The sequence below is a fragment of the Streptomyces roseifaciens genome (genome assembly GCF_001445655.1).
GTDB lineage: Bacteria > Actinomycetota > Actinomycetes > Streptomycetales > Streptomycetaceae > Streptomyces > Streptomyces aureoversilis.
Map to the genome: position 1 here is coordinate 1,775,157 of NZ_LNBE01000004.1, position 20,053 is coordinate 1,795,209.

Sequence of the window (20,053 nt, forward strand, 5' to 3'; positions counted from 1 at the left end):
GCTCACAAAGTGAGTGGCTCGGGCCGCAGAGGGAAGAAGCGACCGCGGGCGGTCCGACGGAGCACCGTCCGCGATCACGGCGCGGTCGACACGTCTCACCATGCGATATCGGCATGGCTGATTCCGACCGCTCGTTAGACTGAGCCGACCGCATTACACAGAGCTGCGAGGAGCGCACGTGGGCCTTGTCGTGCAGAAGTACGGAGGCTCCTCCGTTGCCGATGCCGAAGGCATCAAGCGGGTTGCCAAGCGAATCGTGGAAGCCAAGAAGAACGGCCACCAGGTGGTCGTCGTGGTTTCCGCGATGGGTGACACGACGGACGAGTTGATCGATCTCGCCGAGCAGGTTTCGCCGATGCCTGCCGGTCGTGAGTTCGACATGCTGCTGACCGCCGGAGAGCGGATCTCCATGGCGCTGCTGGCGATGGCGATCAAAAACCTCGGCCACGAGGCGCAGTCCTTCACGGGCAGCCAGGCCGGTGTCATCACGGACGCGGTCCACGGCAAGGCGCGCATCATCGACGTCACGCCGGGCCGCATCCAGCAGTCCGTGGACTCCGGCAACATCGCGATCGTGGCCGGCTTCCAGGGCGTGTCCCAGGACAGCAAGGACATCACGACCCTGGGCCGCGGCGGCTCGGACACCACCGCCGTCGCCCTGGCCGCCGCGCTGAACGCCGAGGTCTGCGAGATCTACACCGATGTCGACGGGGTCTTCACGGCCGACCCGCGGGTGGTGAAGAAGGCCCGCAAGATCGACTGGATCTCGTTCGAGGACATGCTGGAGCTCGCGAGCTCCGGTTCCAAGGTGCTGCTGCACCGCTGCGTCGAGTACGCACGCCGTTACAACATCCCGATCCACGTGCGCTCGTCCTTCTCGGGGCTCCAGGGCACCTGGGTCAGCAACGAACCGCAAGGGGACCAGCCGATGGAGCAGGCGATCATCTCGGGCGTCGCGCACGACACCTCCGAGGCCAAGGTCACGGTCGTCGGTGTGCCGGACAAGCCGGGTGAGGCCGCGACGATCTTCCGGGCGATTGCGGACGCCGAGATCAACATCGACATGGTCGTGCAGAACGTCTCCGCGGCGTCCACCGGCCTGACCGACATCTCCTTCACCCTCCCGAAGACCGAGGGCCGCAAGGCCGTCGAGGCGCTGGAGCGGACGAAGGAGCGCGTGGGCTTCGACTCGCTGCGCTACGACGACCAGATCGCGAAGATCTCGCTGGTCGGCGCCGGGATGAAGACCAACCCGGGCGTCACGGCGACGTTCTTCGAGGCGCTGTCGAACGCCGGCGTGAACATCGAGCTGATCTCGACCTCCGAGATCCGCATCTCGGTCGTCACCCGCGCCGACGATGTGAACGAGGCCGTCCGGGCGGTGCACTCCGCCTTCGGCCTGGACAGCGAGAACGACGAGGCCGTCGTTTACGGAGGCACCGGGCGATGACCGCCGGCCCCGCGGCCCGTACCGCCACCCGCCCGGGTGCCGGTACGGGCCGTAAGCCGGTGCTCGCCGTCATCGGCGCCACCGGCGCCGTCGGCACGGTCCTGCTGGAGATCCTTTCGCAGCGTGCGGACGTGTGGGGCGAGATCCGTCTCGTCGCCTCCCCGCGCTCGGCCGGGCGCCGCCTGACCGTGCGCGGCGAGGAGACCGAGGTCGTCGCGCTGAGCGAAGAGGTCTTCGACGGCGTCGACGTCGCCATGTTCGACGTGCCGGACGAGGTCTCCGCCCGGTGGGCGCCGATCGCGGCGGCCAAGGGCACGGTCGTCGTCGACAACTCCGCCGCCTTCCGGATGGATCCGGACGTGCCGCTGGTGGTGCCCGAGGTGAACGCGCACGCGGCGCGGGTGCGCCCGCGCGGCATCGTCGCCACGCCCAACTGCACCACGCTGTCGATGATCGTCGCGGTGGCCGCGCTGCACGCCGAGTTCGGGCTCGGCGAGCTGGTCGTCTCCTCGTACCAGGCGGCTTCCGGGGCGGGCAAGGCGGGCGTGGACACGCTGCGGGCGCAGCTGGCCGCGGTGGCCGGCTCCTCCCTCGGGACGCAGCCCGGCGACGTGCGCCGGGCGGTCGGCGACGCGCTGGGCCCCTTCCCGGCCCCCCTCGCGCTGAACGTGGTGCCGTGGGCCGGCTCGCTGCGGGAGGACGGCTGGTCCTCCGAGGAGCTGAAGATCCGCGACGAGTCCCGCAAGATCCTGGGACTGCCGGGCCTGCGGGTGGCGGCGACGTGCGTACGGGTCCCCGTGATCACCACGCACTCGCTGGCCGTGCACGCACGCTTCGAGAACGAGGTCACGGTCGGGCAGGCGCACGAGATCCTGGCGAGCGCGCCCGGGGTCGTGCTGGTGGACGACCCGGCCGAGGGGGAGTTCCCCACGCCCGCCGACGCGGTGGGCACGGACCCGACCTGGGTGGGGCGGGTGCGCCGGTCGATGGACGACCCGAAGGCGCTCGACTTCTTCGTATGCGGTGACAATCTGCGCAAGGGGGCGGCGTTGAACACGGCTCAGGTCGCCGAATGCGTGGCGGCGGAGCTGAGTACTCCCTAATCTGGAGAACTGGTGAAGGTCTTGAAGGTTCTGTGATCAAGTCGTTGGTCCAGACCTCTTGAACTGGGCAGATGAAGTGTTCGACGATGCGCTCCCCGCCCACTGCAACCGCCGGCGGCCGGGGGGCGTCTTTGCTGCCGTCTCTCAGGGCGGCAACAGAACCGGGGCATTGAGGAAGAGCTGGTACGCATGAGGGCATATGACGCATCGTCACGCGGCGCATCGTCAGACGCGGCGCCTCGCGTGTACAACCCTGACGGGGGGAAGCGTGTCCAACAGGCGTGGCAGAGGTCATCAGCATCGCAACCGCCCCGAGGCGCGGCGGCAGCGCACTGCGTCCGCGTTCCCACCCGTCGGGCGGCATGCCGGTGATCGCTCCCTGGCCGGCCGCCCGCACCGCCGCCCAGCTCCCGCCCCAGCGGGGGGACGCTGACGAAGCAATGGCAGCGGGCACCACAGTCGACCACCTCACCGAGACCTACAGGGCCCACTACCGCTCCCTGCTCGGCCTTGCCGCGCTGCTCCTCGACGACACCGCCTCCTGCGAGGACGTGGTCCAGGAGGCCTTCATACGGGTGCACTCCGCGCGCAGCCGGGTCCGGGACCCGGAGAAGACCCTCGCCTATCTGAGGCAGACTGTCGTCAATCTGTCCCGCTCGGCGCTCCGCCGCCGCATCCTCGGGCTGAAGCTGCTCTCCAAGCCGATGCCCGACATGGCGAGCGCCGAAGAGGGAGCGTACGAACAGCTGGAGCGCGACCAATTGATCAAAGCGATGCGCGGACTGCAACGCCGGCAGCGTGAAGTCCTCGTCCTCCGCTACTTCGCCGATATGACCGAGGCCCAGGTCGCCGAGACCCTGGGCCTCTCGCTCGGCTCGGTCAAGGCGTACGGGTCGCGGGGGATCGCGGCGCTCCGCGTCGCCATGGAGGCTCCGGCATGACCCGCCCCCCCTACGACGGGCCCGGTCCCGACGACGAGCGTGGCGGCGGCATGGACGAACAGACGCTCCGGCAGCTGCTGCAGGGCGCCGTCGAGGACATCGAGCCCGCTCCCGACGCGCTGGAGCACATCCGGCGCGCCGTGCCGGCCCGGCGCACCCGCCGCAGGCATGCCCTCGTGGGCGCCGCGGCCGCGCTGATCCTCGGCGGCACGGCCCTGCCCGCGGTCGTCCACGTCGCCACCACCGGTGACGAGGTCGAGGAGCGCCACGCCAATACCGCCAGCTCCCAGCACACCCCCGAGGAGCCGGGCGCCGAGCCCGACGCGGTGGGCGACGGCGGGGGCCGGCCCGAGCAGGGCGAGGCCCGGAACCACGACGAGAAGCGGGAGCAGCGCAAGAACGAGGGGAGCAAGGGCAACGAGCCCAAGCCCGCCGCGTCCTCCCCCGCGGGCAACCTCCCCGCGCCCACGAACACCTTCGCCGCCGTCTCCCCGATCTGCGACCGCGACCAGCTCGGCAAGGGCAGCGGCTCCGTCGGCCCCGCCGACCGGGACGGCCGCGTCTACGGCGCCTTCCGCGTGGTCAACGTCTCCCGCGCCGTCTGTACGGTGGGCGGGCCCGGGACCGTCGCCGCGAGCCCGCGGGGCAGCGCCGAGAGCGGGCGCGTCTCCGTCGTCGACCACACGCCGGGCGACGCCGCGACCGGCCTGCCCGACCCCACGACCGAGCCCAGCGAGGTCATCCTCCAGCCCGGGCAGGCGTACGAGGTGAAGTTCGCCTGGATCCCGACGGCCGACGGCGCGCGCAACAGCTGCGCCAAGAACACCGGCGGGGCCTCTCCGGCGCCTTCCGCGGGCGGCGGCGCCAGCGCCTCCCCGGCCAGTGGCACCGCGGCCGCCCAGCAGCCGAGCGTGCCGGATTCGCCCCCGCCCACGCCGCCGCCGAGCGTCGTGCTCAGCCACACTCCGGACGTCGGCGAGCCGGCCATAGCCGACGCCAAGATCGACGACGCGTGCGCCGGCACCGTCTACCGGACGGGTCCGATCGTCACCGCGAGCTGACGACGCCGGGGCGGGCCGTAAGGGCAGCCGTGACGGTAGCCATGACGGCAGCCATGACAGCCGGCCTGACGTCTGCGGTGAAGGCCGGCCTGAGGCCTGTCGTGACGCCTGCTGCGACGCCTGTCGTGGTGCCTGTCGTGACGTCTGCCGTGACGCCCGTGCCGACGGTGGTGGCGGTGCCGGTGGCGCACCCGGCAGGGGGCGGTGACCGTCCCCACGGGCGTGCCCGTACCGTGGTGGTGTGTATCGGTTCCTGCTGACTCCCCGCTGGTGGGCGATCAACGTCTTCACTGTGGTGGCCATCCCCTTCTGTCTCTTCATGGGCAGCTGGCAGCTCGGCCGCTTCGAAACGCGCGTCGACTCGCACCGCGAGCAGCAGACGCAGGCCGACGACGCCCGGAAGTCCGAGGCCGAGCCCCTGCGCGACCTCCTCCCGGTGACGACGGAGACCTCCGGCCGCCGGGCGACGGCCTCCGGCCGCTACGACACCGGGCACCAGCTGCTCGTGCCGGAGCGGAGCCTGGACGACCGCCGGGGCTTCTACGTGCTGACCCTGCTGCGCACCGACGACGGCAAGGCCCTCCCCGTCGTCCGGGGCTGGCTGCCCGGCGACGCGGCCTCCAAGGCGGACACCGCCGGGGTGCCCGCCCCGCCGGCCGGCCGCGTGACGGTCACCGGCGCCCTGCAGTCCTCGGAGAGCCCCGGCTCCAAGGGCGTGCACGCGAGCGGCGGCCTGCCCGAGGGCCAGGTCGGCGTGATCAGCGCCGCCTCGCTGGTCAACCTCGTGCCGTACGGGGTGTACGACGCGTGGATCACCGCCACCGAGGCGGACGGGTCCATGACCCCGGTGCCCCCGGCCGCCGCCCCGAACAGCGGCCTGGACCTCAAGGCCTTCCAGAATCTCGGCTACACCGGTGAGTGGTTCGTCTTCGCCGGCTTCGTGCTCTTCATGTGGGCCAGGCTCTTCCGCCGGGAGGCGGAGGCCGCGCGCGACCTGGCCCTCGGCATCACTCCGGAGCAGGCTCCGGACGGTCCGGGACCGACTCCTGACGGCTCGGGGCAGACTCCGGACGGTCCGGGGCAGGACGGCCCAGATGACGCTCCGCAAAAGCGATCTCCAGCCGGAGCTGCTTGATCCGCTCCTCCACCACCAGGGAGCCGTGCCCCGCGTCGTAGCGGTAGACCTCCAGGGGGTGGCCGCGGCCCTCCAGCCGCTCCACGTAGTTCTCGATCTGCCGGATGGGGCACCGCGGGTCGTTCATGCCCGCGGAGATGTAGACCGGCGCCCGCACCTCGTCGACATACGTCAGCGGGGAGGACGCCGCGTAGCGCTCCGGCACCTCCTCCGGCGTGCCGCCCAGCAGCGTGCGGTCCAGGGCCTTCAGGGCCTCCATCTCGTCGTGATAGGCCGTCACGTAGTCCGCGACGGGCACCCCGGCCAGGCCCAGCGCCCAGGCGCCGGGCTGGGTGCCCAGGCCGAGCAGGGTCAGGTAGCCGCCCCACGACCCGCCGGCGAGCACCAGCCGATCGGGGTCGGCGATCCCCGCGGAGACCGTCCAGTCCCGGACCGCGGCGATGTCCTCCAGCTCGATGAGACCCACCCGGTGCTTGAGGGCGTCCGTCCAGGCGCGTCCGTAGCCCGTCGAGCCGCGGTAGTTGATCCGGACGACCGCATAGCCGTGGTCGACCCAGGCGGCGGGGCCCGCGGCGAAGGCGTCGCTGTCGTGCCAGGTCGGGCCGCCGTGGACGTCGAAGACGGCGGGGAAGGGCCCGGTGCCCTCCGGCACCTGGATCAGGGCGTGCACCTTGCCGCCCGGCCCGTCCACCCAGACGTCCCGGACCGGCACGGACCGCGGGGCCCGGCCGACCCCGCCCGGCAGCGCGGGCGGATCCAGCACGACCTGCCCGCTCGTGGACCGCACGACCGACGGCTCGGCCGCCGAGGACCACAGGAACTCCACGCTGCCGTCCGGCCGCGGCAGGGCGCCCGACACCGTGCCCACCGGGGTGTCCAGGCGGGTCAGCGAGGCATCGGCCAGGTCGTAGCGCCACAGCTCGCTGCGGGCCTGGTGGCTGTGCTCGATGAGCAGCGCGGAGCCGTCCGGATACCAGCCGGCGTCCAGGTCGCCCGGCAGGTCGACGGCGAGGGCCGTCTCCTCGCCCGTGGCCGCGTCCCACAGCATCGGCTCCCAGCGGCCCCGCCGCTGGTGCCCCACGAGCAGCCGGGAGTCCCCGGGCACCGGCGCGAAGCCCATGACCGCCAGGCCCAGCTCCTCGGTGCCGCCACGGGTGTCGTCCAGCTCGGCGACGGTGCTGCCGTCCGGCCGCACGATGCGGACGGCCGAGTGCATCGCGTCGCCGTGCTCGGTGTGCTCGATCGCGATCAGCGTGCCGTCGTACGACATGCCGCCGACCCCCGCCGACTCGGCGTGGCGGTAGATCTCCACGGGCCCGGCGCCGGGCCGCGCCACGTGGACCGTCGACCCGCCCTCGTCCGTGGAACGGCCGACCACGGCCGTGCCGTCCCGGCCCAGGGCCAGGCCGGCCGGGTAGGAGGGCTCGAGGCCGGGCACGGCGGGTTCGTCGGCCCCGCCGTGGAAGGGCTGGCGCATCCACACGCCGAACTCGTCCCCGTCCTTGTCGGCGAACCACCAGATCCACTCGCCGTCGGGCGGCAGCACCCCGCCCGTCGTGCCGTTCGGCCGGTCGGTCACCTGGCGCTGCGCGCCCGTGGCGCGGTCCCACGCGTACACCTCGAAGGTGCCCGTCACGTTGGACACGAACAGCGCGCGGTCGGGGGCGTCCTTCGCCCATCTCGGCAGCCCGACGCGCGGCGCCCGGAAGCGCTTCTCCCAATCGGGCACGGCCGCCGCCGCATCCGCCACGGCCGCGGCTGCATCCGGCACCGCCGCCGCGCCCTGCGGGGCGACGGCGGGCCCCTCGTCCTTCTGCCCGGACTTCTGCCCGGACTTCTGCTCGGACCCGTTGCTCTCAGTCATGGCCCCATTCTGCGACGGAGCGGGGACATCGCGCCGAGGGCGGCCGCAGCCTGTGGATAACTCCGTTCCGGACGGGCCCCTTCCGTCCGGGCGCGGGGCTCAGGACCGGTCGCCCGGCACCGGGCGCAGGCCCAGCCGGTGGGCCGTGTCGTCGTCGAAGTCCTCCAGGAATCCGGCGAGCGTGTCGGCGAGGTGGTTCATGCACCGCGCGCCGAACAGCACCGGCTGGTAGCCCGAGACCCGGTAGGGCGTGGCGACCATGGCCCGGACGTCCAGCTCCCGGACCTCGCACGAGCCCAGCCGCTCCAGCTCCCCGTACGAGGACAGCAGCGCCGCACCGTAGGCCTTGACCCCGCCCGAGCCGGAGCCCGGGCCCGAGCCGGAGCCCGAGCCGGAACCCGCTCCCGCCCCGCCCCTGGCCCCGCCACCCATCCAGCTCCCGCCCCCCGTCCAGCTCCCGGCCCCCGTCTCCGCCATCACGCCGAACTCCAGCGTGAACCAGTACACGCGGCTGATGACGTCGAGGGCCTCGGGCGTGGTCAGGCGCGTCGCCGTGCGGCCGAACATGCGGTAGAGCTCGGCGAACCCGGGCGACGCCAGGTGGATGCCGTGGCCGAACACGTCGTGGATCACGTCCGGTTCGGGCGTGTACAGCGGCACCGACGGATGGCGGACGAACTGCACGGCGTGGAAGTAGCCGCGCTCCATCGAGCCGAGGAAGCGCCGGTTCTCCACGAACCCGCCCGCGAGCGTGAACTCGAACCCCGTGAGCGGCTTCAGCCGCGCCCCGACCTCCGCGTGCTGCGGTACGTGGTCGGCCGGCACGGGGGCCGCCTCCGCGGCGTCCAGCACCTCCCGGCAGGCGTGCGCCCGGTGCGCCCTGCCCAGCGCGCCGTGGACCGTGCGCCACGTGGCGTGCTCGTCCTCGGTGTAGTCCACCGGCGGCGACGGGTCGCCCACGCGGTGACCGCGGGCCAGCTCCACCAGGGTTTTCCGCCGCTGCAGGTACCGGCTGTCGCACCGTCCCGGGTGCTGCGCCGCCGGGCCGAGCCTGCCTCCCGGCGTCACCGGCGTGCGTGACCAGAGTTGACTCATGACACACAGGGTGCCCAGGAGGGAGCAGAGGGTAACATCCCCCGGTCGGGTGGGGCTCTGAGATGCGGCGGGGCCCTACCGGTGCCAGCGTGGACAGTGGGCCCAGGTGTGTGCTCTGCGCTCTGGTACAGGAGGTTTGCCATGACGACCAAAACGGCGTGGAACGCCCAGATCGACATCACCGAAGAGGGCCGCAAGGTCACCGCCGATGCCACGCTGATCGGCAAGGGCGGGGAGCGGCGACTGGTGGGTCATGGCGTCGCCCGGTGCAATCCGGCCGACCAGAACGACCCCGCCATAGGCGACGAACTCGCGGCGGCCCGCGCCCTTTCCGATCTCACCAACAAGCTGCTCGACAACGCGGCCCGCGACATCGAGTCGCACACCCACCAACCGGTGAAGGGATCGCTCGGCTAGCCCCTGAACCCGGACTCTTCCCGAACCCGGCCTCGCGGCCGCAGAAACCCGCCCCGGCTCCGCACCGGGGCGGGTTTCTGCGTGCCGTAGCGAAAAGCGAGTCAAGCCTTCGCCGAATTACCAGCAATACAAGGAAAATTGAGAGTCGGCCCGCCGTCGACGACGTCTTCTGCACCGACGCCGAACGCCTGAAGGACGGAATCCGCGGCGGCTACGCCAACTCCATCCTGGTGAAGGTCAACCAGATCGGCTCGCTCACCGAGACCCTCACGACCGTGGAGACCGCGCACAAGGCCGGCTGCACCGTGGTGATGTCGCACCGCTCCGGCGAGACGGAGGACACCACCATCGCGGACCTGGCGGTCGCCACGAACTGCGGCCAGATCAAGACGGGGTCGCTCTCGCGCTCCGACCGCACGGCCAAGTACAACCGGCTCATCCGCATCGAGGAGGAGCTCGGCCCGCAGGCGGGGTCTACCCCGGCAGCAGCGTCCTGGGCATCCGCTGACTCGTAGGCTCGGGCGGATGAAGCGTTCTCCTGCCGCATCAGTGGATTCTGCTGCCGCACCGGTGCACTCTCCTGCCGCACCGGTGCACTCTCCTGCAGCGCCGGCGCACTCTCCCGCCGCATCAGTGCGCGAGTTCCACCTCGCCTTCGGACTCGATGCCCGTACGATTCCCACGGAGGTTCCCGCCGATCTCGCCGCCCACCGCCAGGAATTGCTGGCCGAAGAGGTGGCCGAAGTCGCCGAGGTCGCCGTCGACGGCCCGCTCGACAAGCTCGCGCACGAGCTGGCCGACGTGGTCTACGTCGCCTACGGCACGGCCCTCGTCCACGGCATCGACCTGGACGCGGTGATCGCCGAGATCCACCGCTCGAACATGACCAAGCTGGGCCCCGACGGCGAGGCGTCCCGCCGGGCCGACGGAAAGGTGCTCAAGGGCGAGCACTACCGGGCACCGGACGTGTCCGCGGTCCTGCGCAGCCAGGGCTGGCCGGACCGGTCCGGGGACTGACACCGGCCCGGTCCCGCGCCTCCTCACGTACACACGCACACCAGCCGCTCACAGCGAAGTGACCGGCCGCCCGATCCGGGCGGCCGGTCATTTTTCGTAGCGCACCCGCCCCCACGGCGATGGCCCGTCAGGACCCCTGACGGGGCGTCCGGCAGAGCCCCTGTCAGGACCAAACGGCCCGACGGGGGTGACGACAAGTCGCCGACGACTTCTCGCCATGGACATCTCATGGTCAACAAGGTCCTACCCGGGCAGAGTTGGACGCAGGGAGTGGCGGCCCGGCCTGCCACCGCGAAACCCCCTTCCCCCGAGCGCCCCAAGGAAAAGGCTCCGGAAAGTTGTCGGGGTGCCGTCGTTTCCCGTGCCCACCCGCGGAAATACGAGGCGATCAATCAAATGATCTATCAGAGCACGCACGAGATGATCCTGGACGACGTCTTCCTCGACCTGTCCGGGTTCATATCGGGGGTCGATGTCCTGCTCAAGCTGGAGGGCTTCAATCCGGCCGGATCCATCAAGATGAAGGCCGCGGTCGGCCTCCTGGAGGATGCGGAGAGCCGCGGGGTCCTGCGCCCCGGAGGCCATGTCATCGAATCCTCCTCCGGCAATCTGGGAATTGCGCTGAGCTCGGTGTGCGCGGCCCGCGGCTACCGTTTCACCTGCGTCGTCGACCCCAATACGTCCGCCCTCAGCATCGCGCTGATGAAGGCCTTCGGCGCGCAGGTCGTCTCGGTCGACCAGCGGGACGCCAACGGCGGTTTCCTGCAGTCCCGCATCGACTACATCCACCGGCGGCTCGCCGAGGACCCCGCGCTGGTCTGGCCCAACCAGTACGCGAACCCCGCCAACCCCAAGGCGCACTACGAGCGCACTGCGGCCGCCATCGTCAAGCAGGGGCTGGACGTCGACTACCTCTTCGTCGGCGCCGGGACCACCGGGACGCTGATGGGCTGCGTCGCGTACTTCAGGGAGCACTCCCCGCACACCCGCGTGATCGCCGTCGACACGGTCGGCTCGGTCACCTTCGGGAAGCCGCCCGGCAGGCGGTACATACCGGGGCTGGGCACCAGCCGCCGGCCCGAGATCTTCGACCCGGAGCAGATCGAGCACACCGTCATGGTCCCCGAGGCCGAGGCCGTGCGCATGTGCCGCCGCCTCGCCGCCCAGAGGGGCATCGTGGCGGGCGGCTCGACCGGGTCGGTACTGGCCGCCGTCGAAGGCCGGCGGGACGAGATCCCCTCCGGCGCCCGCGTCGTGGCCATCGCGCCCGACTTCGGCGACCGGTACCTGAGCACCATCTACGACGACACATGGGTCCAGGAACGGTTCGGCGCCGACGTCACGGTGCCGAACCAGCGCGGTCACTCTGCCACCACACCGAATCCGATTCCCGGCACCGGCGTGCCGGCCCTGAAGGGATAACAATGTTCGAGTTCAGCGTCATCGGCGGAAAGACCGCCCGCGACATCATCGGCCGCACGCGGCAGCAGATCGTCACGGAGGTGCGCGAGACCTATCTGACCCACCACGCGGGCGAGTCGGTCAACCCCAACAGCTACTTCCTGCGCTTCCCCGACAAGCCCGACAGCCGCATCATCGCCCTGCCCGCCTACCTGGGCGGCAAGACGGACGTGGCCGGCATCAAGTGGATCAGCAGCTTCCCGGGCAACATCGACAAGAGCTTCCCGCGCGCCTCGGCCGCCCTGCTGCTCAACGACTACGAGACCGGCTACCCCTTCGCCTGCCTCGAGGCCTCCCAGATCAGCGCCGCCCGCACCGCCGCCTCCGCGGTCCTGGCCGCGGAGCAGCTCACCGGCGGACGCACCGCCCGGCGGCTGACCATCGTCGGCGCCGGCATCATCGCCCGCAACATCCTGGAGTTCTTCACCGCCCAGGAGTGGGCCGTGGAGGAGCTGGTCATCCACGACCGGCTGCCCGAGTACAGCAAGGCCTTCGCCGAGTACGCCGGCTCGTCCCTGGGCTACCGGACTACGACCGAGGACGACCTGACCGCCGCCCTGACCGGCTCCGACCTGGTCGTCTTCGCCACGACGGCAGGCGAGCCCTACGTCACCGACGCCGCCACCTTCACCGCCGGCCAGGTCGTGCTGAACGTCTCGCTGCGCGACATCGGCCCGGAGATCATCCTCGGTGCGCAGAACATCCTCGACGACATCGGCCACTGCATGACGGCCAACACCTCCCCGCACCTGGCCGAGCAGAAGTACGGGCACCGCGACTTCATCGACGGCACGCTCGCGGAGGTCATCCTCGGCGACGTCCGGCCTGACCGCGAGCGCCCGGTGATTTTCTCCCCGTTCGGTCTGGGCGTCCTCGACCTGGCCGTCGGCATGCACGTCTACCGCACGGCGCGGGAGAGCGGCGAGACCGTCGACGTCCCGGACTTCTTCGGCGAGACCCGGCGGTGGTGACGATGACGCTGCCCCCTTCCTCACCCTCTTCCACCTCTCCCTCTTCCACTTCTCCCTCTTCCACTTCTCCCTCTTCCTCCGCTTCCACTGCGACTTCTCCCTTGCCGACCTTGTCCACGTCTTCCTCCGCCCCCGCCGCCGCGGACCTCGGCGCCTGCATCATCGGCTTCGGCTCCCGCGGCCTGGGCGTCCTGGAGCGGATCGTCACCCTGACCTCGGCCCCCGCATGGGGCGAGCGGCCGTTCACGGTCGACGTCGTCGACCCGCTGTGCGACGCCACGGGCATCCACGACCCGGCCCAGCCCGATTACCTGTTGCTCAACACCACCTGCAACCAGGTCTCGCCGTTCCCGGAGGAGGCCACCGTCGGCGACACCGTCGGCGACCGCGGCCCCACCCTCTACGAGTGGGTCCGCGAGCGGGGGCTCCGGCTGGCCGAGGACGGCTACACGCTGGGCCCCGTAGGCCGCGAGATACGCGAGGACGACTACCTTCCCCGCCGCATACTCGGCGAGTACCTCTCCTGGTTCCTGCGGCGGGTCGTGGACCGCGCCCCCGACCACCTGGAGATCCGCTTCCACACGGGCGAGGCCACCGAGCTGACGGTCCTGCCCGACGGCAACCGCCGCGTCGTCCTCGACGACGGCGGCATACTGACGGCGCCGTTCGTCTTCCTCACCACCGGTCACACCCCGCCGCCCGCCCCGCCCGCGCCGGAGCGGTCCCCGGGGGAGCACCGCAGGGTCCGGGACATCTACCCGCCGAAGAGCCGCTTCGCGGACATCCTGCCCGGACAGACCGTCGCCCTCGCGGGTACGGGACTGTCCGGCATGGACGCCCTCGCCGCGCTCACCCTCGGCCGGGGCGGCCGCTACACCACCGTCGACGGGACCCTGCAGTACGTCCCCAGCGGCTCGGAGCCCCGCATCCTGCTGTACTCCCGCACCGGGCTGCCGTTCCGCGCCCGCCCCAGGGCCAACCGCCAGGGCGCGCTGTACGAGTCCCTGGTGCTCACCCCGGAGGCCGTCGACCGCCTGCGCGCCGACGCGCCGGGGGAGGGCATGAGCCTTCACGGCGACCTGCTGCCGCTGGTCCGCACCGAGATGCGCATCGCGTTCCACCTGCGCTGCGCCGGGCTGCTCGGCGGTGGCGAGGCCGAGACGCGGACGGCCGGTGCCCTGCGCGAGGCCCTCGCGGCGGGTCGGCTGGAGACCGAGCTGGACCGGCTGGACGACGCGCACCGGGAGGACTTCGGCGTCCTGGACCCCGAGGCGCTGCTCTTCCCCGAGACGGGCGAACTCCCCGACAGCGGCGCCTACCAGGACTGGTACGCCGGGCGTATCGCCGAGGACCTGGAGCAGGCGGAGCTGGGCCTGTCCGGCAGCCCGCTCAAGGCGGCGCTGGAAGTGCTGCGCGACCGGCGCGAACTGCTCCGCCGCGCCGTGGACTTCGCGGGCCTCGACGAGAAGTCCCACGAGGAGTTCTACGGCTCCTTCGCCGCCGTCCTGAACCGGTCGGTGACCGGGCCGCAGCTGGACCGCCACCAGGAGCTGCTCGCCCTGCTCCGGGCAGGCGCCGTCACCGTCCCCTTCGGCCCCGAGCCGGAACTCGCCTGGGACGCGCAGGAGGAGCGCTGGCGGCTGTCCTCCACCCGGCTGGGCACGCCGTACACCGCGACCGCCGACTGGCTGGTCCACGCCACCTCCGGCCAGCCCGACGTCGAGCGCACCGGCAGCCCGCTGCTCGCGGACCTGGTCCGCAACGGCACCATCCGCCGGCACCGCCCCGCCGTCGCCAGCAGCCGGGGCGTCGACCTCACCCGCGGCCTGCACCCGGTCGGCCGCGACGGCGAGCAGGACGAGCGGATGTGGGTGCTCGGCCCGCTGTCCGAAGGCACCACCTTCTACAACCACTACGTGCCGTCGCCGGGCGGCTTCTCACGGGCCCTGATGGACGCCCACCGCAGTGCCACCGCCATGCTCGAAGCAGCGCAGCGCCTGTCCGAACTGCCCCTGACGACTGCAGAGATGGCATCTGCAAAGGTGGCTACGTGAACGCTGCTCTCGCAACCCTCCCCATCCTCGTCACGCTGGGGCTTCTCGCCCTGAGCGTGCGCGCCCTGTACGCAAGCCTGGCGGCCCTGGCGACCGCACTGGTCCTCACGGCCACCTCGTTCCGCACCCCCCTGGGCGATCTCGGCGACGCCCAGCTGCACATGCTGCCGACCATCGTCGAACTGGGCGCGATCCTCTTCGGAGGCATCCTGCTCAGTGAGCTGATGACCCGCACCGGCGCCCAGTCCCGCATGGGCAACTGGATAGGCAGCGCCTGCAGTTCCCCCAGCCGGGCGGTGCTGCTGGTGATGCTCGGCGTGACGCCGTTCGCCGAGTCGCTCACCGGCTTCGGCATCGGCGTCATCGTGGCCATCCCGCTCCTGCGCCAGCTCGGCCTGCCGCCGGCGAAGGCCGCCGTGGTCGGGCTGCTGGGCCTGGTCACCGTGCCGTGGGGCTCCCTGGCACCGGGCAGCCTCGTCGCCGCCGAACTCGGCGACGTCGACTTCCAGCAGCTGGGCATCGACTCCGCCCTGCTGTCCGCGCCCGTCTTCCTCATCTGCGGTGCCGCGACGCTGGTCGTCGCCCTCGGCGCGCGGCGGGCGCTGGCCTCGGCCGGCGACCTGCTGCTGGCCGTGGCGGCGCTCTGGGGCACCGTCTGGGCCGTCAACACCTTCATCGGCGTGCCGCTGGCCGGCGTCCTCGGCGGACTCGTCACCATGGTCGTCCTGCTGGTGGTCTCCCGGATGCTGGAGCGGGGCGGCGCGGAGGGCAAGCGCGAGCCCATCGGCCGCACGCTCTCCCCGTACGGCTTCCTCGTCGCCGGCCTCCTGGTGAGCCGGCTGATCCTGGAGTCGGCGGGCGTCAAGGAAGGCTGGTGGACGGTCGTCGCCGGCCCCGGCGGCTGGCTCCTGGTGACCGCCGCCCTCACGCCGAAGCTGCTCGGCGCCGGGGAGCCCGTCCTGGGCCCGGCCGCCGTCGCCGCCCTCGGCCGCTGGTGGCAGGTGACCCTGACGACCGTCGTCTTCCTCACCCTGGGCACCGTGCTCACCGTGACCGGCATGAGCCGGGAGCTCGCCGAGGCCTGCGCCACGATCGGCTCCTCCTACCTCGTGCTCGCCCCCTGGATCGGCGCCGTCGGCGGCTTCCTCGCCGGCTCCAACACCGGCGCCAACGCGATGTTCGCCGCCAGCCAGGCCAACACCGCCGAGGCGCTCGGCTACTCCACCGGCCACCTCGTCGCCGTGCAGAACGTCAGCGCGGCCCTGGCCTCGGGCGCCTCCAGCGCCCGCGTGGTCCTGGCCGCACAGCTGGCGCAGAACGCCCCCGGCCCGGCGGCGCCGTCCAAGGCACCGAAGCCGGCCGGAACGTCCGCACCGTCCTCTTCGCCTTCGGGAACGGCGACCGGGACGATGACCACCCCGGTGGTGCAGACCGCCGTGAACGCGGACACGGACACGGACGCCGACCGCCCCGTGGACACCCGGTGGGTCCTGCGCACGGTGCTTTCCGTGCACGCCCTCGTGTTCCTCACGACGGGAGTCATCGCAGTCCTCTGGCAATGAGACCCGAGAGAACCCGACAGAAAGAACGCTCATGACCCACCCCGTTGTGCTGATAGCCGACCCGCTCTCACCCGCAGCAGTCGACGCCCTGGGCGAAGGGGTCGAGATCCGCCACTGCGACGGCACGGACCGCGCCGCCCTCCTGGCGGCCGTCCGGGACGCCGACGCCCTGCTCGTCCGCAGCGGCACCCGCGCCGACGCCGAGGTCATCGCGGCCGGAACCCGTCTCAAGGTCATCGGCCGGGCGGGCGTCGGCCTCGACAACGTCGACGTCGACGCGGCGACCCGCGCCGGCGTCCTCGTGGTCAACACGCCCACCGCCAACATCGTCAGCGCCGCCGAGCTGACCTGCGCCCTGCTCCTGGCGGCCGCCCGCAACGTTCCGCAGGCCGGCCACTCCCTGAAGCAGGGATCCTGGGAGCGCAGCCGCTTCACGGGCACCGAGCTCTCGGGAAAGGTGCTCGGCATCGTGGGCCTGGGCCGCATCGGCGCGCTGGTGGCCGAGCGAATGACGGCGTTCGGCATGAAGATCGTTGCCTACGACCCCTACGTGACGCCCGCGCGCGCGGCGGAGCTCGGCATCGAGACGACCGGCCTCGACGACCTCCTCACCCGCGCCGACTTCGTCACGGTCCACCTGCCCAGGACGCCCGAGACGATCGGCCTCATCGGCAAGGACGAACTGGCGAAGGCCAAGCCCACCGCGTACTTCGTCAACGTCGCCCGCGGCGGGATCATCGACGAGCCCGCCCTGGCCGACGCCCTCCGCGCCGGCCGCATCGCGGGCGCGGCCCTGGACGTCTTCGAGACCGAGCCCCCCGTCGACTCCCCCCTCCTCACCCTGGACAACGTGGTGGCCACCCCCCACCTGGGCGCCTCCACCCACGAGGCCCAGGAGAAGGCGGGAACCCAGGTGGCGAAATCAGTGATCCAGGCCCTGACGGGCACCCCGGTCCCGGACGCGGTCAACACTCCGGAGCCCCGCCCCTTCGCGGCCGTGGGCAGCTGAGAGCCCGGAACACGTAGGCACGACGGGTGGGGCCGCTCTCCTTATAGGAGGAGAACGGCCCCACCCGTCGTACGCACGAATGTGTCCCGGACCACCACCAGGCCGTCCAGGCACACCAAAAACAGGCCAGGCCCGATTTCCCTCAGCGAGAGAAACCAGGCCTGACCTGCTGTTTCCGAAGTCGGGGTGGCGGGATTTGAACCCACGACCTCTTCGTCCCGAAGCAACTCGGGTGGGTGCCCGATCTCGGGACGCCGCGCCTCTCGCCTGCTACGAGGGTCCGCCAGCGTACGTGGTTGTTCGCCGTTGTGCGTCGGCGTTGTCACGCAGTTAGACACGCAGCAAGAGGGGTTGCCTCCAACACGCTTTCCAAGTCTGTTGGCGCAGGTGGGTGTCCTGTTCGGGGATGTTCGTAGGCGTTCAGGGCTCTCTTCAGGCCACCGCAAGGCAGCGGCGTGTACGGCTATGAGCGACGATGCACTGAGCTGAATGAGACGGAAACTGAGACGGCTCCTCCGGGGAGCCTTCGGCGGGCTGGGCTGGGGGCCACATGTAAGAGCGGTCAACTATTCGTTGACGCACGCAGAGGCTCGGATCGGCTGGCGAGAGCTCGTGACCTTGCCTTTCGCGGCCCCTTGGGCGTTCTCGGTACAGGATAACTTTTTACTGTGACGCGAGGCGTGGCGGGAAGGTTTGGCAGCCTATTTGCATCAGATTCCGAAGGGGGTTTCAGTGCAGAAGATCGCAGGTTCGATTCGTCGTCGCTTAATTCAAGCCGCAGCTGCGGCGGGGGAGGGGCAGTACTGTCAGCTCGGGCTCCTGGTTATCTGCTCGCGCTTTGTGAGTGCAGAGCAAATGACAGCGTTGACTGGCGTGCTTCTTGTGTGGCAGCGTGCCGTCGAGGCCCGTGCTGCACGGATGGCTACGCGTCCCTTGGATCGTCCGAGGTAGCTTGTTCCATCCGTAGTATCCGGAAGGCAAGTGCCAAGTTCTCGGAGTGGTTGTTCAGTCGATGCTGGGTATCGACCACATACCCGAATCGATTTTGCCTTCTCCGGTTCATGAAAGTGCGCTCCGCCTCGCTGGAGCCTCCGGCGAGGCGTAAGAACCGCTGCTCTGCGGCTTGGCGACTTCTCATGCCCATCGCATCCGCGATTTCCCGAAATGTGATCCCACGCTTGCGCGAGTTCCGTAGAAGGCCTTCCTCGATGAACTCGATAAGTACTTTTGCTTCGCTGACGAGTGTGAGACCGTCGAGGATATCTTGTCGCGTGCGCCTCATTCCCTTAGGGGGTGACGCCAATAATGCGAGAAAGATGGCCACGTCGACTATGAAATGGTTTGCCTCGTCATTTCTCTCCCAATATCGCTCCCCGAGTCTCGAATAGGACTGGATTACCTTGAGGGGTAGCCATATGTATCTGCCCGGGAATGATGTTCTGCGCGAACTCATGGGTGCACCCTAGAGCCAGTTGTGGCACTATGTCAGCGACTTTGGGAGGTGCGACTGGTGCTCTCCTGGGAGACGGGCACCGCTCTCTGTCGCCACAGTGGGCGTGAGTGCTTGCCGATATCGCCGGTTGCTGGGTTGTCAGTCCTATAGGTCGCGCTTAGGCGGATTCGAGCAGGTGGTGACCGTCGTGAGCGCGTACGTGAGGCATGGGTGTCGTGGTGTCCAGGGCGTCCAGCACGCGCACGGCGTAGACCTCTCCCATCCATTTCTCGACTTCCTCAGGCGTCAACCACTCCACGGCTGTCGACTCGCTCGATGTCCGCTCCATGCCTTCTTCCGGCCGGCACCGGAAGACGAGCGCCACAACGCCCCGGCTCATGTTCTTGTAGATCCCAGTCAGGCGCTCCACCGAGACGCGGATGCCCGTCTCTTCCAAGACCTCGCGGATGACGCCGGCCTCCGGCTGCTCCTCCAGCTCCAGGACGCCACCCGGAGGCTCCCACGTGCCGTTGTCCGCCCGGCGGATCGCGAGGACGCGGCCGTCCTCGCGTACGACGATGCCGGCGACGGAGACCGAGTGCAGCGCCACTATTGAGTCCTTCCCGGTAGCGTTACTCATGTAGAGGAGTTTAGGTCTAGAGGTCTTTAGGAGGCCCGGGGGCGTGAGTGCAATGTCGAGAGACTCCGGCAAGCCGCGGTATCTGCAGATCGCTGACGACCTCGCCCAGCAGATCAGGACCAAGGTTCTGGCGCCAGGCGAGCAGGTACCCAGTGAAGCCGATCTCATGGACCGGTACGCGGTGGCGCAGGGCACCGTGCGCAAAGCTATGACGGAGCTGCGGGCGACCGGGCTGATCGAGACGCACCACGGCAAGGGCTCCTACGTGAGGAACCGCCCTCCTGTACGTCGGAAGTCGTCAGATCGCTTCCGGCGGTCTCACCGCCTGGCAGGCAAGGCTGCCTACCTGGCGGAGGCTGAGCAGGCAGGGAGTACCGCCAGCGTCCGAGTGCTCTACGTGGGGCCCGTCGAGGCGCCGGCGGAGATCGCAGAGCGGCTGGCGGTCCCCGCTGGCGCAAAGGTGCTCGCGCGCCGTCGGCTCTACTTCAGCGACGGCATCCCAACCGAGGAAGCCACCTCGTACCTGCCGTGGGATGTGGCCAAGGACATCCCGGAGCTCTTCGAGGAGAATCCCGGGGGCGGCGGCATCTACGCCCGACTGGAGGAGCACGGCCACCGGTTGAAGGAACTCGCGGAAACCGTCCGCGTGCGCCTCGCGACGAAGCAGGAGACGGTTGCCCTGAGCCTCAGCCCTGGGTCCCCCATCATCCATCTGACCCGGAATGCCGAGTCGGAGGCGGGCCGCGTGGTCGAGGTCTGCGACACGATCATGGCGGCTGACCAGTTCGTTCTCGACTACCGCATCCCTGCAGGCGATTAGGCGCCTCCCAGCACGTCCGCA

15 protein-coding genes and 3 pseudogenes are annotated in these 20,053 nt (G+C 70.5%); 14 read left to right on the forward strand and 4 right to left on the reverse strand.

The features are described from left to right. The first annotated feature begins 178 nt into the window (after positions 1-178). From AS857_RS25125 to AS857_RS41630, 5 genes and pseudogenes are all read left to right on the forward strand, one after another. Positions 179-1,450 (forward strand): aspartate kinase, encoded by a 1,272-nt coding sequence (locus tag AS857_RS25125; protein WP_058045511.1) that lies wholly within the window; start codon positions 179-181, stop codon positions 1,448-1,450. After that, positions 1,447-2,553: an aspartate-semialdehyde dehydrogenase gene (locus tag AS857_RS25130; protein ID WP_058045512.1), complete on the forward strand. Its 1,107-nt coding sequence runs from the start codon at positions 1,447-1,449 to the stop codon at positions 2,551-2,553. The genes AS857_RS25125 and AS857_RS25130 overlap by 4 nt, the downstream gene beginning before the upstream one ends. A gap of 281 nt (positions 2,554-2,834) precedes the next feature. After that, on the forward strand, positions 2,835-3,494 hold the full coding sequence (locus AS857_RS25135) for a SigE family RNA polymerase sigma factor (RefSeq protein ID WP_245700462.1): 660 nt from the start codon (positions 2,835-2,837) through the stop codon (positions 3,492-3,494). Further along, positions 3,491-4,555: a hypothetical protein gene (locus AS857_RS25140; RefSeq protein ID WP_058045513.1), complete on the forward strand. Its 1,065-nt coding sequence runs from the start codon at positions 3,491-3,493 to the stop codon at positions 4,553-4,555. The genes AS857_RS25135 and AS857_RS25140 overlap by 4 nt, the downstream gene beginning before the upstream one ends. Positions 4,556-4,796: 241 nt before the next feature. Further along, positions 4,797-5,681: pseudogene (locus AS857_RS41630) on the forward strand (SURF1 family protein); the annotation flags it as partial. On the opposite strand, the gene AS857_RS25145 reads toward AS857_RS41630, so the two are convergent. Together AS857_RS25145 and AS857_RS39180 are read right to left on the reverse strand one after the other, a co-directional pair. Next, a complete protein-coding gene (locus AS857_RS25145; RefSeq protein WP_245700661.1) occupies positions 5,563-7,419 on the reverse strand; it encodes a S9 family peptidase in 1,857 nt (618 codons plus the stop codon). The pseudogene AS857_RS41630 and the gene AS857_RS25145 overlap by 119 nt on opposite strands. 234 nt (positions 7,420-7,653) lie before the next feature. Then, positions 7,654-8,649, reverse strand: a complete 996-nt coding sequence (locus tag AS857_RS39180) for a phenylalanine 4-monooxygenase (protein ID WP_058045514.1) — start codon at positions 8,647-8,649, stop codon at positions 7,654-7,656. Between the two features lie 141 nt (positions 8,650-8,790). Here AS857_RS39180 and AS857_RS25155 point away from each other — a divergent pair, with 141 nt between their 5' ends. The 8 genes and pseudogenes from AS857_RS25155 to AS857_RS25190 all read left to right on the forward strand — a co-directional run. Continuing rightward, positions 8,791-9,066 (forward strand): DUF1876 domain-containing protein, encoded by a 276-nt coding sequence (locus AS857_RS25155; protein WP_058045515.1) that lies wholly within the window; start codon positions 8,791-8,793, stop codon positions 9,064-9,066. A 158-nt stretch (positions 9,067-9,224) separates the two neighbouring features. After that, positions 9,225-9,574: pseudogene (eno, locus tag AS857_RS25160) on the forward strand (phosphopyruvate hydratase); the annotation flags it as partial. 17 nt (positions 9,575-9,591) lie between these two features. Then, positions 9,592-10,083, forward strand: a complete 492-nt coding sequence (locus AS857_RS25165; protein WP_079110612.1) for a pyrophosphohydrolase domain-containing protein — start codon at positions 9,592-9,594, stop codon at positions 10,081-10,083. Between the two features lie 396 nt (positions 10,084-10,479). Next, positions 10,480-11,505, forward strand: coding sequence for a 2,3-diaminopropionate biosynthesis protein SbnA (sbnA, locus tag AS857_RS25170; protein ID WP_058045518.1), 1,026 nt, complete (start codon positions 10,480-10,482; stop codon positions 11,503-11,505). 2 nt (positions 11,506-11,507) lie between these two features. Next, the gene (gene sbnB, locus AS857_RS25175; protein ID WP_058045519.1) at positions 11,508-12,515 is read left to right on the forward strand and encodes a 2,3-diaminopropionate biosynthesis protein SbnB; all 1,008 of its coding nucleotides are present in this window, start codon (positions 11,508-11,510) and stop codon (positions 12,513-12,515) included. A gap of 110 nt (positions 12,516-12,625) precedes the next feature. Continuing rightward, the gene (locus AS857_RS25180) at positions 12,626-14,569 is read left to right on the forward strand and encodes an FAD/NAD(P)-binding protein (protein WP_058045520.1); all 1,944 of its coding nucleotides are present in this window, start codon (positions 12,626-12,628) and stop codon (positions 14,567-14,569) included. Next, the gene (locus AS857_RS40095; RefSeq protein WP_058045521.1) at positions 14,566-16,131 is read left to right on the forward strand and encodes an L-lactate permease; all 1,566 of its coding nucleotides are present in this window, start codon (positions 14,566-14,568) and stop codon (positions 16,129-16,131) included. The genes AS857_RS25180 and AS857_RS40095 overlap by 4 nt, the downstream gene beginning before the upstream one ends. A 31-nt stretch (positions 16,132-16,162) precedes the next feature. Continuing rightward, positions 16,163-17,101 (forward strand): annotated as a pseudogene (locus AS857_RS25190) (hydroxyacid dehydrogenase); the annotation flags it as partial. Positions 17,102-18,062: 961 nt separating this feature from the next. On the opposite strand, the gene AS857_RS39675 reads toward AS857_RS25190, so the two are convergent. Next, entirely contained in the window at positions 18,063-18,593 is a 531-nt protein-coding gene (locus AS857_RS39675; protein WP_144440893.1) for a hypothetical protein, read from the reverse strand. A 157-nt stretch (positions 18,594-18,750) separates the two neighbouring features. Further along, a complete protein-coding gene (locus AS857_RS25195; protein WP_058045523.1) occupies positions 18,751-19,212 on the reverse strand; it encodes an NUDIX hydrolase in 462 nt (153 codons plus the stop codon). Between the two features lie 52 nt (positions 19,213-19,264). Here AS857_RS25195 and AS857_RS25200 point away from each other — a divergent pair, with 52 nt between their 5' ends. After that, entirely contained in the window at positions 19,265-20,032 is a 768-nt protein-coding gene (locus AS857_RS25200) for a GntR family transcriptional regulator (protein ID WP_058045524.1), read from the forward strand. Positions 20,033-20,053: the final 21 nt, after the last annotated feature.

Bases quoted from the DNA above. Each gene is read 5' to 3' on its own strand.
- sbnA (WP_058045518.1), top strand. From the start codon at position 10,480: ATGATCTATCAGAGCACGCACGAGATGATCCTGGACGACGTCTTCCTC.
- AS857_RS25195 (WP_058045523.1), bottom strand. From the start codon at position 19,212: ATGAGTAACGCTACCGGGAAGGACTCAATAGTGGCGCTGCACTCGGTC.
- AS857_RS25200 (WP_058045524.1), top strand. From the start codon at position 19,265: ATGTCGAGAGACTCCGGCAAGCCGCGGTATCTGCAGATCGCTGACGAC.
- AS857_RS39180 (WP_058045514.1), bottom strand. From the start codon at position 8,649: ATGAGTCAACTCTGGTCACGCACGCCGGTGACGCCGGGAGGCAGGCTC.
- AS857_RS25140 (WP_058045513.1), top strand. From the start codon at position 3,491: ATGACCCGCCCCCCCTACGACGGGCCCGGTCCCGACGACGAGCGTGGC.
- sbnB (WP_058045519.1), top strand. From the start codon at position 11,508: ATGTTCGAGTTCAGCGTCATCGGCGGAAAGACCGCCCGCGACATCATC.
- AS857_RS25155 (WP_058045515.1), top strand. From the start codon at position 8,791: ATGACGACCAAAACGGCGTGGAACGCCCAGATCGACATCACCGAAGAG.
- AS857_RS25165 (WP_079110612.1), top strand. From the start codon at position 9,592: ATGAAGCGTTCTCCTGCCGCATCAGTGGATTCTGCTGCCGCACCGGTG.
- AS857_RS39675 (WP_144440893.1), bottom strand. From the start codon at position 18,593: ATGAGTTCGCGCAGAACATCATTCCCGGGCAGATACATATGGCTACCC.
- AS857_RS25130 (WP_058045512.1), top strand. From the start codon at position 1,447: ATGACCGCCGGCCCCGCGGCCCGTACCGCCACCCGCCCGGGTGCCGGT.